The organism is Actinophytocola sp., from assembly GCF_035634895.1.
In the GTDB taxonomy this organism is placed as follows: domain Bacteria; phylum Actinomycetota; class Actinomycetes; order Mycobacteriales; family Pseudonocardiaceae; genus Actinophytocola.
In genome coordinates this window covers 98779-108674 of record NZ_DASQCC010000190.1, presented here as the reverse complement: position 1 = coordinate 108674, position 9896 = coordinate 98779, and the positions used below count along the sequence as shown (strand labels likewise).

General features: G+C 70.1%; 16 protein-coding genes. 9 read left to right on the top strand and 7 right to left on the bottom strand.

Going from position 1 to position 9896, the window contains the following annotated elements; genetic code table 11:
* The 3 genes from VET29_RS28740 to VET29_RS28730 form a co-directional block, all read right to left on the bottom strand.
* On the bottom strand, positions 1–336 hold a 336-nt coding region (locus VET29_RS28740; RefSeq protein WP_324926077.1), incomplete at its 3' end, for a DUF7134 domain-containing protein.
* 14 nt (positions 337–350) lie between these two features.
* Positions 351–929, bottom strand: a complete 579-nt coding sequence (locus VET29_RS28735) for a hypothetical protein (RefSeq protein WP_324926075.1) — start codon at positions 927–929, stop codon at positions 351–353.
* 83 nt (positions 930–1012) lie between these two features.
* On the bottom strand, positions 1013–1402 hold the full coding sequence (locus VET29_RS28730) for a MerR family transcriptional regulator (RefSeq protein WP_324926073.1): 390 nt from the start codon (positions 1400–1402) through the stop codon (positions 1013–1015).
* A 28-nt stretch (positions 1403–1430) separates the two neighbouring features.
* On the opposite strand from VET29_RS28730, the gene VET29_RS28725 reads away from it, so the two are divergent.
* A complete protein-coding gene (locus tag VET29_RS28725; RefSeq protein WP_324926071.1) occupies positions 1431–2057 on the top strand; it encodes a siderophore-interacting protein in 627 nt (208 codons plus the stop codon).
* Here the strand turns inward: VET29_RS28725 and VET29_RS28720 are convergent.
* Positions 2054–2644, bottom strand: coding sequence for a TetR/AcrR family transcriptional regulator (locus VET29_RS28720; RefSeq protein ID WP_324926069.1), 591 nt, complete (start codon positions 2642–2644; stop codon positions 2054–2056). The genes VET29_RS28725 and VET29_RS28720 overlap by 4 nt on opposite strands.
* Before the next feature lie 42 nt (positions 2645–2686).
* Between VET29_RS28720 and VET29_RS28715 the strand changes: the two genes are divergently transcribed.
* From VET29_RS28715 to VET29_RS28705, 3 genes are all read left to right on the top strand, one after another.
* Complete coding sequence (locus tag VET29_RS28715; protein ID WP_324926067.1) at positions 2687–3235, top strand: GNAT family protein; 549 nt, start codon at positions 2687–2689, stop codon at positions 3233–3235.
* A gap of 110 nt (positions 3236–3345) precedes the next feature.
* Complete coding sequence (locus tag VET29_RS28710) at positions 3346–4692, top strand: GH1 family beta-glucosidase (protein ID WP_324926065.1); 1347 nt, start codon at positions 3346–3348, stop codon at positions 4690–4692.
* Between the two features lie 85 nt (positions 4693–4777).
* The gene (locus VET29_RS28705; RefSeq protein WP_324926063.1) at positions 4778–5998 is read left to right on the top strand and encodes an MFS transporter; all 1221 of its coding nucleotides are present in this window, start codon (positions 4778–4780) and stop codon (positions 5996–5998) included.
* Between the two features lie 119 nt (positions 5999–6117).
* Here the strand turns inward: VET29_RS28705 and VET29_RS28700 are convergent, their stop codons facing one another.
* A complete protein-coding gene (locus tag VET29_RS28700; RefSeq protein WP_324926061.1) occupies positions 6118–6606 on the bottom strand; it encodes a carbonic anhydrase in 489 nt (162 codons plus the stop codon).
* A gap of 174 nt (positions 6607–6780) precedes the next feature.
* Here VET29_RS28700 and VET29_RS28695 point away from each other — a divergent pair, with 174 nt between their 5' ends.
* On the top strand, positions 6781–7053 hold the full coding sequence (locus tag VET29_RS28695; RefSeq protein WP_324926059.1) for a GlsB/YeaQ/YmgE family stress response membrane protein: 273 nt from the start codon (positions 6781–6783) through the stop codon (positions 7051–7053).
* A 98-nt stretch (positions 7054–7151) separates the two neighbouring features.
* Here the strand turns inward: VET29_RS28695 and VET29_RS28690 are convergent, their stop codons facing one another.
* The gene (locus VET29_RS28690; protein ID WP_324926057.1) at positions 7152–7385 is read right to left on the bottom strand and encodes a hypothetical protein; all 234 of its coding nucleotides are present in this window, start codon (positions 7383–7385) and stop codon (positions 7152–7154) included.
* A gap of 32 nt (positions 7386–7417) precedes the next feature.
* On the opposite strand from VET29_RS28690, the gene VET29_RS28685 reads away from it, so the two are divergent.
* Together VET29_RS28685 and VET29_RS28680 are read left to right on the top strand one after the other, a co-directional pair.
* Positions 7418–7954, top strand: coding sequence for a hypothetical protein (locus VET29_RS28685; RefSeq protein WP_324926055.1), 537 nt, complete (start codon positions 7418–7420; stop codon positions 7952–7954).
* Positions 7955–8039: 85 nt separating this feature from the next.
* Positions 8040–8552, top strand: a complete 513-nt coding sequence (locus VET29_RS28680; protein ID WP_324926053.1) for a hypothetical protein — start codon at positions 8040–8042, stop codon at positions 8550–8552.
* 7 nt (positions 8553–8559) lie between these two features.
* On the opposite strand, the gene VET29_RS28675 is transcribed toward VET29_RS28680, so the two are convergent.
* Positions 8560–8952 carry a RidA family protein gene (locus VET29_RS28675; protein ID WP_324926051.1) on the bottom strand — a complete coding sequence of 131 codons (393 nt, stop codon included), beginning with the start codon at positions 8950–8952 and terminating at the stop codon, positions 8560–8562.
* Positions 8953–9039: 87 nt separating this feature from the next.
* On the opposite strand from VET29_RS28675, the gene VET29_RS28670 reads away from it, so the two are divergent.
* Both VET29_RS28670 and VET29_RS28665 read left to right on the top strand, forming a co-directional pair.
* A complete protein-coding gene (locus VET29_RS28670; RefSeq protein WP_324926050.1) occupies positions 9040–9318 on the top strand; it encodes a helix-turn-helix domain-containing protein in 279 nt (92 codons plus the stop codon).
* Positions 9315–9701 (top strand): VOC family protein, encoded by a 387-nt coding sequence (locus tag VET29_RS28665; RefSeq protein ID WP_324926048.1) that lies wholly within the window; start codon positions 9315–9317, stop codon positions 9699–9701. Before VET29_RS28670 ends, VET29_RS28665 begins: the two co-directional genes overlap by 4 nt.
* Positions 9702–9896 lie beyond the last annotated feature (195 nt).

Below are 9896 nucleotides of genomic sequence, written 5' to 3'. Positions count from 1 at the left end.
GCCGATGCCGACCACCAGCAGGGTCACCTGAATCCAGCGCGGCGACTCGACGGCGACGCTGTAGGCCACGATCAGCCCGCCGTACCAGATCGGCTGCGCCGGCACCGGGTCGGCGAGGTCGTACAGCGCGGTCGCGACCAGGCTCGTCACCAGCGCGACGACCGGCGCCTGCCGGCGCCACAGCACCGGGATGGCGGACCCCGCCACGCACACGTAACCCCATGGCTCCCAGGGCAGGCCGACATCGCTCGTGCGGGTGAGGAACGGCCACAGCTGCACCGCCACCACCAGCACGACCAGACCCGCGTCGACCAGCACCTGCCTTCGAGACCGCACGGCCCCATCCTCGCTCAGACGCGTGCCGGCACGGGGTCCGCGGGGATCCGCTTGCCGATGGACACGAACGAGACCAGCAGGGCGGCGGCGCCGATCGGGATGAGGTCCTTGTCGACGAGCGGCATGAGGAGGTCGATGAGGACCAGGACCGGGGTCCAGCCGGCGATCCGCCGCGTGACGGCCAGCTGCAGGACGAGCACGAACTGGCCCGCGTAGAAGAGGTAGGGGCCGACGTCGTAGATGGCGAGTGACACGAGGTGGTTCCTGTGCACGCTCCTGCTGATCTCGGCCATGCGTGCGTGGTCGTCGGCCAGGAGCCCGGTCACGATGTCCACCCCGAACTGCCCGATCAGGGCGAGTGCGCCGAGCGTCGCGACCACTCGGGTCACCGTGGCGAGCGTGTCCCGCCCGGCCAGTCGATGCAGGTGCCGGAAGACCAGCAGGAACATCACCATGGCGAGGATGAAGGCGAGGTGCCCGACGGTCCACGCCAGGCCGGGCCCGCGCTCGCCGTCGAACCCGTCGACGATCCGGATCAGCCCGTAGGCGAACACGAGGACGGGCGCGGCGATGAAGGGAAGTCGTACGTTCATGACCAGCAATCGTGGTTTTCCGCGCCACGAATGAGATCGCCGGCGAGAGCGATTTCCGGCCTCCGCCGCTCGGGGGAGCGACCCTAATGGGCCGGCGGGATGCGGGCGGCGATCTCCGCGCGGGCGTCCGGGCACTCGTCGACCGGCAGCGGGCACGCGATGGCGTGCTCGATCAGCTCCTTCGCCGCCTGGGCCTCCCTGATCCGCTGCTCCAGGTCGGCCAGGTGGCGGTGCAGCAACGCCTTGTCACCGCCGCTGACCAGGAACTTACGCACGTCCCGCAGGCTGACCCCGGCCTCCTTGCCCATCAGGATCAGGGCGATGCGGTACAGGTCCTCCTCGCCGTACCGGCGCTGGCCGCCGGCCGCCCTGGCGGGGGCGAGGAGGCCCATGCTCTCCCAGTGCCGCAACACATGCGTGGCCAGCCCGAACCGCCGGGCCAGGTCACCGATGGTCAGCTCGCTTGACTTCATGTGCACATTAACTGTCAGTCTGCCCGCCATGAGCAAACTCTTCCTGTCCGGCACGGTCGAGGCGGTCGAGGACGTCACCGCCCGGATGCGCCGGATCCGGCTCGCCGGCGTGCCCGACCTGCGCTGGACGCCGGGCCAGCACGTCCGCGTGCGGGTCGGCACCCTCACGCTGCGGACGTACTCGATCTGGGACTACGACGGCCACCTGGACCTGTGCGTGCTCGACCACGACACGGGCGGGCCCGGCGCGCGGTGGGCGCGGGAGGCCATGCCCGGGCAGCGGGTGTCGTTCACCAGGCCGGAAGGCCGGCTCGTGCCGCGGGAGGACGCGCCGTACCACGTGTTCGTCGGCGACGCGACCGCTTCGGTGCCGTTCGGCGCCATGCTGCGAGCCCTGCCCGAGAGCGTGCCGGTCCACTGCGTCATCGAGGCCGAGGACCGCCTGCCAATGCCCCGCGAGGTCATTTGGACGGACAACCTCCTCGACACCCTCCGCGCGCTCGACCTGCCGAGCGAGCCAGGCATCGCGTACGTCGCCGGTGAGGCCCGCGCCTGCCAGTCCGCCCGCGCCCACCTCGTCCGCGACCGCGGCTGGCCCCGCCGGTCGGTCGCCATCAAGCCCTTCTGGACACCGGGAAAACGCGGCATGGACTAGTTCGGCACCCGCCGCAGGCCGGCCAGGAAGTCGTCGAGCAGCGCGAGCTGGCGCGCGGCCGGCAGCCGGTCCGGGTCGAACAGGGCCTGGACCACCAGCCCGTGCGCGAAGGCCGCCGCCGCCACCGCGACGTCCTCCGGCTCGCCGGACAGCTCCCCGCGCTCCCGAGCCTCCGCGACGCAAGCCTGCAGCCGCCCCCGCCACCACTCGTACCGGGCCCGCTGCGCCTCCCGCAGCACGTCGTCGTCCAGTGCCGCGTCCCAGAAGCTCACCCACACCCGGCTCATCGCGACGTTCTCCGGCGTCACCGGCAGCACGTTCACCAGCGCGACCCGCAACGCCGCCAGCCCGGGCTCGTCCGCCCGCAGCCGGGGGCGGCCGGCCGACCGCTCCGCCGCGATCTCGTGCGCGTACCGGACCAGCTCGCGCTTGTTCCTGAAGTAGTGCGTGAGCAGGCCGGTCGACGCGCCCAGCTCGGTCGCCACCGCACGCATGGTCAGGCCGCCGAACCCGTGCGCGGCCAGCACGCGCCACACGGCCGCGGCGACGTCCGTGCGTCGTGCGTCGTGGTCACCCTTCGCCGGCATGCTGATAGGGTACATAACAAACGTTTGGCACGGAGGTCGACCATGCTGTCACTGCGGCTCACCGACGACGCGGAGCTTCGCGCCCTCGAACCGTGGCGGGCCGACGAGCTGTCCCAGCACCTCGCGGCCGCCCAGGAGTACCTGACGCCGTGGCTGCCGTGGGTCGAGGCCGCGGCCAGCCTCGACGGCGCCGCGAAGTTCCTCCAGCGCTACGCCGACGCGCAGGCCCGCGGCGAGGGCCGCGTCCTCGGCATCTGGGTCGACGGCAAGCTGTCCGGCGGCGTGCTGTTCCGCGTGTGGGAGAACGCGAGCGGCATGTGCGAGGTCGGCGTCTGGCTCGCGCCGGAGATGACCGGCCGGGGCCTGGTCACCAGGGCCGCCACCGCGATGATCGACTGGGCGGTGCGGGTCCGCGGCATGCACCGCGTCGAGTGGCGGTGCGTGGCGGCCAACGAGCCGAGCCGGCGGGTCGCGCAACGCCTCGGCATGAGGCTCGACGGCACGCTGCGCGAGTCGTTCCCGCTCCACGGCACCCGCCACGACGTCGAGGTGTGGTCGGTGCTCGCGTCCGAGTGGCCCGCGACGCGCTGACTCGCGGCCCTCGTGGTCGCCGCCGTGCCGGCTCAGGGGTTGACCAGAAGTGTGGACGCCCAGCAAGCTGTCTCGCGCTCCACCCCTACTTCCCGGCAAAAGGACAGGCGATGCCACTCCCCAAGTTTCCCGACGGGTTCCTCTGGGGTGTGTCCAGCTCCTCCTACCAGGTCGAGGGCGCGGTGGATGAGGACGGCCGCGGACCGTCCACATGGGACACCTTCAGCGCGCTGCCCGGCAAGGTCCTCGGTGGCGACACGGGCCGGACGGCGACCGACCACTACCACCGGTACCGCGAGGACGTCGCGCTCATGCGGGACCTCGGGGTCGACGTGTACCGGTTCTCCGTCGCCTGGCCGCGGGTGCTGCCCGACGGCGCCGGCGCCGTCAACAAGGCCGGCCTCGACTTCTACGACCGGCTCGTGGACGAGCTGTGCGCGGCCGGCATCGCGCCCGCGGTCACGCTCTTCCACTGGGACACCCCGCAGAAGATCGAGGACGACGGCGGCTGGCTGAACCGGGACACCGCCCACCGGTTCGCCGACTACGCGGCCATCGTCGGTGCGAAGCTGCACGACCGGGTCCGGATGTGGATGCCGCTCAACGAGCCCATGGTGCTCACCCTCTTCGGGTACGGCATCGGCGCGCACGCGCCGGGTAGGGAGCTCCTGTTCGAGGCGCTTCCCGTGGCGCACCATCAACTTCTCGGGCACGGCCTCGCGGTGCGGGCACTTCGTGCGGCGGGCGCGACCAACATCGGCATCGCCAACAACCACGTTCCTGTCTGGCCCGCGTCCGAGAGCCCCGCCGACCGCAGCGCCGCCACCCTCTACGACCGGATCGTGAACGACCTGTTCGCGGCGCCCATCCTCACCGGGCGCTACCCCACCGAGGAGCTCGCCTTCGCGATGCCGGGGCCCGTGGCCGAGGACCTCGAGACGATCTCCACCCCGCTCGACTGGTATGGCGTCAACTACTACGCGCCCAGCAAGGTCGCCGCGCCCGACGCGAACGGCACGCCCGCGCGGATCGACGGCGCCTCGCTGCCGGAGGGGCTGCCCTTCGACTTTCCCCTCATCGAGGGGTACCCCGTCACCGACTACGGCTGGCCCGTCGTGCCCGACGGCCTGTACGAGACGCTCACGACGCTCGCCGAGCGGTACGGGGACCGGCTGCCGCCGGTCTACATCACCGAGGGCGGCTGTTCCTACCACGACAAGGAGCACGACACCCGCCGCGTCGAGTTCCTCGACGGGCACCTGCGGGCACTGCACAGGGCCGTCACGGACGGCATCGACGTTCGCGGCTACTTCGTGTGGTCCATTGTGGACAACTTCGAGTGGGCGGTCGGCTACTCACAACGGTTCGGACTGGTGCACGTGGACTTCGATACGCTCGAACGCACGCCGAAGGACTCGTACCACTGGTACCGCGACATGATCAGGGCACAGCGGTGAGCGGAGCCCACGGAGCGAACCATCAGGAGACGTGCGACCGACGGCCGCTGTCTCGGAGCCCGCGAAGAGAGAGCGAGGTGTGGTCGTGACCGCGGAGACGATCGCCGAGCCGACCGTCCCGGTGCCGGCCCGCTGGACCGCCTTCATCTCACTGGCGAGCCTCGGACTGTTCACCGCGTTCTACGGCCCCATCCAGGTCCTGCTCGCCGTGCAGGCGAAGGCCCTCGCGCCGGACAGCAAGGAGATCGTGCTCGCCGTGGTCTCCGGCCTCGGCGCGGCGTTCTCGGCGGTCGCCAACCCGCTGTTCGGCGCGATCTCCGACCGGACGACGTGGCGGGCCGGCCGCCGGCGGCCGTGGATGGTCATCGGCGGGCTCGGCGGCGTGGCCAGCCTGGCCGTGCTGGCCGGCGCGCCGAACATCGCCGTGATGATCATCGGCTGGTGCGCGGCGCAGTTCACGCTGAACGCCATGCAGGCCGCGATGTTCGCGGCGGTGCCGGACCAGGTGCCGCACCGGCAGCGCGGCATGGTCGGCGGCTGGCTCGGCGTCGGCCAGACGCTCGGCATCGTGGTCGGCTCGCTGCTCGCGGCCGAGGCCGGCGGGATAGCCGCCGGGTACCTGGTGTGCGCGGGGTTCCTGGTCATCACGTCGATTCCGTTCCTGCTGACGCGCCGGGACACGGTGCTCGAGCCCACGGAACGCCCCCGGCTGTCGATCAGGGACTTCTGGATCAGCCCGCGCCGCTACCCCGACTTCGGCTGGGCCTGGCTGACCCGCTTCCTGCTGAACCTGAGCAACTCGATCGCGATCGTGTACCTGTTGTACTTCCTGCAGGACGTGGTCGGCTACGACGACCCGGAAGGCGGCGTTTTCATCCTGACCGCGGTCTACGCGGTGACCCTGCTGTCCACTGTGGTCACGACCGGCGTCTGGTCGGACCGCGCGTCGCGGCGGAAGGTCTTCGTGTGCTGGTCGGGCATCGTGATGTCCGCGGCCGCCCTGCTGCTGGGCTTCTGGCCGACGTGGACGGGCGCGCTCGTGTCGGCGGCCGTGCTGGGCCTGGGCTTCGGCGTGTACCTGTCGGTCGACTTCGCGCTGATGACCGAGGTCCTGCCCGCGGCCGGCGACCGCGGCAAGGACCTCGGCGTGATCAACATCGCGAACTCGCTTCCCCAGGTGATCGCCCCGGTGATCGCGGCCCCGATCGTCACCTACCTGGGCGGCTACCCGGTCCTGTACACGGTGTCCGCCATAGTGGGCGTGGCCGGCTCGGTCCTGGTCTTCCGAATCCGCTCCGTCGACTAAACCGCGAGTCCCGCGTTCAAACACCGCGAGTCCCGCGTTCAAACACCGCGAGTCCCGCGTTCACGCACACCGAGTCCCGCGTTCACGCACACCGAGTCGCGGATTCGTGCACCCCGGGGTCAGGCCACCTCGGTGAGCCTGCCCGTGGCCACGTCGAAGACGAAGCCACGGACCGAGTCCTTGCGCGGGATGAACGGGCTCGCCTGGACGCGGGCGATCGACTGGCGCACGTCCGCGTCGAGGTCACCGAAGGCCTCGGCCGCCCAGGACGGTTTGATGCCCGTCTCGTCCTGAATGGACTTCCTGAACTCGTCGTCGGTGAAGGTCAGCATGCCGCAGTCGGTGTGGTGGATGAGGATGATCTCCTCGGTGCCGAGCAGGCGCTGGCTGATGGCCAGCGACCGGATCTCGTCCTCGGTGACCACGCCGCCGGCGTTGCGGATCACGTGGGCCTCGCCCTCGTGCAGCCCCAGCGCGCCGTAGACGTTCAGCCGCGCGTCCATGCAGGCCACGACGGCGACGTGCTTGGCGGGCGGCAGGGGCAGCGGGCCGGAGAAGCTCGCCGCGTACTCGGCGTTGTTGGCGATCAGTTCGTCGGTGACGCTCATGTGGTTTCCCTTTCCGGCGGGAGCGGCCGTCCTCCATTCAGCCCCACGCCCCCGTGTCACGCAACGACGCCCACACCCTGAGACGCGTCTCAGGGTCGAACCAGGGTGATCTCCTGATCCCACCGGGGCCCGCGCGCACCAGACTTCTTCCCACGGGGAGAAAGGAAGCGGGTCATGGAGATCACCGGGCTCATCACGGCCATCGTGTTCGGCGCGATCATCGGCGGGTTGGGGCGAGCGATCGTGCCCGGCCGGCACCAGATGTCACTTCTGGTGACCATTCTGGTCGGCATCATCGCCGCCGTCGCTGGAACGGGGGTCGCCGAACTGATCGGTGTCGGGGACACCGACGGCATCGACTGGACCGAGTTGGCTCTACAGGTGATCTTCGCGGGGGGAGGGGTCTCCTTGCTGAGCGGGCTACGGCAGCGCAGCGACGCGAAGTAGGCACGCAACTTGGGAGATTTCGCCCGTGAGTGCCTCCCCTGCCTGGGTATAGTCCCGCCATCGGGGACGATCCAGGTGGGGGAGGCACATGCACGACTTCATCGACGCCGCGCTTTCCTTTTCCCGCCGCGGTTTTCAGCGTTCTGCTCGTGGTGGTCGTCAGCTACTGGCTGCTCGTCCTGATCGGCACCCTCGACGTCGAGCTGGGTGACCTCGACCTGGCCGACGGGCATCGGCCTTGGCGGCGTGCCCGCCACCATCTCCTTCTCGGTACTGACGGTCGTCGGCTGGTTCGTCAGCCTTGTGGGCACCCTCCTGCTCGACACCACCACTGTCCACAAGGGACCGCGCGGACCTGGCGCTGTTGATCCGTCTGGCCCGTGGCGAGGAGGTCCGGTCGGACCAGCTGTCGCACCCCTACGCGGCGGTGGAGCTGGACCAGATCACGTCGGTACTGCGCAAGCTGTTGCGGGTGCGGGAGGTCGTGTTGGCCAACAACCAGGCCTACATCGCCTCGGCGGCGCAGGCCGACTCGTCGCGCACCGAGCCGCCGTTCCTGTTGCAGGGCTCGTACCGCAACATGAACAAGCTGGCCGAACGCGTCGTCCCGGCGATGAACGAGCAGGAGCTGGAAGCCGCGATCGACGACCACTACCTCGGTGAGGCGCAGGCACTGACGACCGGCGTGGAGGCGAACCTGCTGAAGCCGGCCGAGCTTCGCGGCCGGCTCACGCCCGAGCAGGAGGAACGCTGGACGGTCGTCAAGGCCGCCTACCTCCGGGACGAGGCACTGGGCGATAGCGAGGAAGATCCGATGGTCCGTGCGGTGGGCGCGGTCGGCCTTCTGGCGGACCGTGTGGCGGCGGTGGAAGCCGCGATTACCCGGGCGAGCCGGCGGTAAGTGGTTCAGACCCCTTCGCCGGTTGTCAGAACAACTAGGATGACGGCGGATAAGGTAGGGGGCCAGTCGGTATCCGAGGTGAGTAATGCTGGGGGCGGGATTCGCCGACATCGGTCGGCCGGTCGTCGCGGTGCTCGTCATCGTGGTGGTGCTTGTGCTCGTCATCGCCGCGGTGGTGTTTCCCGCGCGGCTGGAGCGGGTTCTCACCCGTCTGACGTGGTGGCGCACGGAAACCGAACCCGCCGCCACGGCGGCGGGCCCGGGGGTGCTGTGGGTCGACGACCGGCCGGAGCACAATGCCCGGCTGCTCAACGGGTTGCGGGAGCAGGGCGTGCCCGTCGATGTGGCGCGCAGCACATCCGAGGCGGTCGAACGGCTCGGCGAACGGGTGTACACGATCATCGTCGCCGACATGAGCCGCGCGGACCACCCCGTCGACGAGCTGCGGCCGCTGGAACAGGCCAGCGGCACGATCCCGGTCGTGGTATTCAGCCGGTACGCCTCGACCTCCGACGCCTACCGCGAACGCGACGTGGCCGTGGTCTCGTCCGAGGCCGAGATCAGGGAGTGGCTGCGCTCGGTCGACCTGCTGCCGTAGGCGCGGCTCACGCCGTCACCGCGGCCACCGCGCTCACTTCCAGCAGCGCGCCTTGCACACCCAGCCCGGCCACGCGCGCGGCGACGACCGGCGGTGTCGCACCCGCCAGCTCGGCGGCCGCGACCGGGTAAGCCGCGTTGAGGTCGACCCCGTCGACGAGCAGGATCGTCACCATCACGAGGTCATGGACGGTCGCGCCCGCCGCGGCCAGCGCGATCTTCAGGTTCGTCATGACCTGCTTGGTCTGCGCGGCGGGGTCGTCGCCGCCGACCAGCGCACCGGTGCCGTCGACGGCGTTCTGGCCGCCGACGTAGATGGTCGTGGCCCCCGGCGGCACGACCGCGACGTGGGTGAAGGCAGGGGACTGGACGAGCCCGTCCGGGCGGAGCAGCTGAGTCATGCGGTACAGCATGCCGGCAATTGCGGACCATTTCTGTCCGTTGTCCCGGGTTGACAGGCAAGTGGATACTTGCATAACGTTCCGTGTGTGGGAGACGTCTTCAAGGCCTTGGCCGATCCCACGCGCCGCGTGATCCTCGACGAGTTGACCGACCGGGACGGCCAGACGCTGTTCGAGATCTGCGCGCGCCTGGCGACCAAGCACGGCCTTGGCTCGTCGCGGCAGGCGATCTCGCAGCACCTCGACGTGCTGGAGGACGCCGGTCTGGTCGAGATCCGCCGCGAGGGCCGGTACAAGTTCCACCACATCAACACGGCGCCGCTCGAACCGATCGTCGAGCGGTGGCTCAGGAAAGGTTCGGTATGAGGGTCAACCTGGCCAGCGTGATGGTCGACGACGAGGTGAAGGCGCTGCGGTTCTACACCGAGGTGCTGGGGTTCAAGGAGAAGACCAACGTCCCGCTGGGCGAGCACCGGTGGATCACCGTCGTGTCGCCGGAGAGCCCGGACGGCACCGAGCTGCTCCTCGAGCCCGACGAGCACCCGGCGGCCAAGCCGTTCAAGAAGGCACTGGTCGACGACGGCATCCCGGTCACGTCCTTCGCGGTCGACGACGTGCGGGCGGAGCACGAGCGGCTGCGTGGGCTCGGGGTGCGGTTCACCCAGGAGCCGACGGACATGGGCCCGGTGACCACGGCCGTGTTCGACGACACCTGCGGCAACCTCATCCAGATCGCCCAGCATTCCTAGTGTCCTGAGTTGGGAGTTGGTGTGCTTGTCGGCGGATCCAGGTTCCGCTGGCAAGGCGCCGGAAGGCCCTCGTACCGGGTCGTACTCGGGCCTTCCGGCAACGCCGCCAGCGGGAAGCCGGGCCGCCGAGAAGCGCGCCGAACTTCCGACTCAGGACACCAGTCGCACGCACGAGGACGACCCGTCCGGGCGTGG

Bases quoted from the DNA above. Each gene is read 5' to 3' on its own strand.
- VET29_RS28680 (WP_324926053.1), top strand. From the start codon at position 8,040: ATGCTGGGGGCGGGATTCGCCGACATCGGTCGGCCGGTCGTCGCGGTG.
- VET29_RS28665 (WP_324926048.1), top strand. From the start codon at position 9,315: ATGAGGGTCAACCTGGCCAGCGTGATGGTCGACGACGAGGTGAAGGCG.
- VET29_RS28675 (WP_324926051.1), bottom strand. From the start codon at position 8,952: ATGACTCAGCTGCTCCGCCCGGACGGGCTCGTCCAGTCCCCTGCCTTC.
- VET29_RS28725 (WP_324926071.1), top strand. From the start codon at position 1,431: ATGAGCAAACTCTTCCTGTCCGGCACGGTCGAGGCGGTCGAGGACGTC.
- VET29_RS28695 (WP_324926059.1), top strand. From the start codon at position 6,781: ATGGAGATCACCGGGCTCATCACGGCCATCGTGTTCGGCGCGATCATC.
- VET29_RS28700 (WP_324926061.1), bottom strand. From the start codon at position 6,606: ATGAGCGTCACCGACGAACTGATCGCCAACAACGCCGAGTACGCGGCG.
- VET29_RS28710 (WP_324926065.1), top strand. From the start codon at position 3,346: ATGCCACTCCCCAAGTTTCCCGACGGGTTCCTCTGGGGTGTGTCCAGC.
- VET29_RS28715 (WP_324926067.1), top strand. From the start codon at position 2,687: ATGCTGTCACTGCGGCTCACCGACGACGCGGAGCTTCGCGCCCTCGAA.
- VET29_RS28730 (WP_324926073.1), bottom strand. From the start codon at position 1,402: ATGAAGTCAAGCGAGCTGACCATCGGTGACCTGGCCCGGCGGTTCGGG.
- VET29_RS28720 (WP_324926069.1), bottom strand. From the start codon at position 2,644: ATGCCGGCGAAGGGTGACCACGACGCACGACGCACGGACGTCGCCGCG.
- VET29_RS28735 (WP_324926075.1), bottom strand. From the start codon at position 929: ATGAACGTACGACTTCCCTTCATCGCCGCGCCCGTCCTCGTGTTCGCC.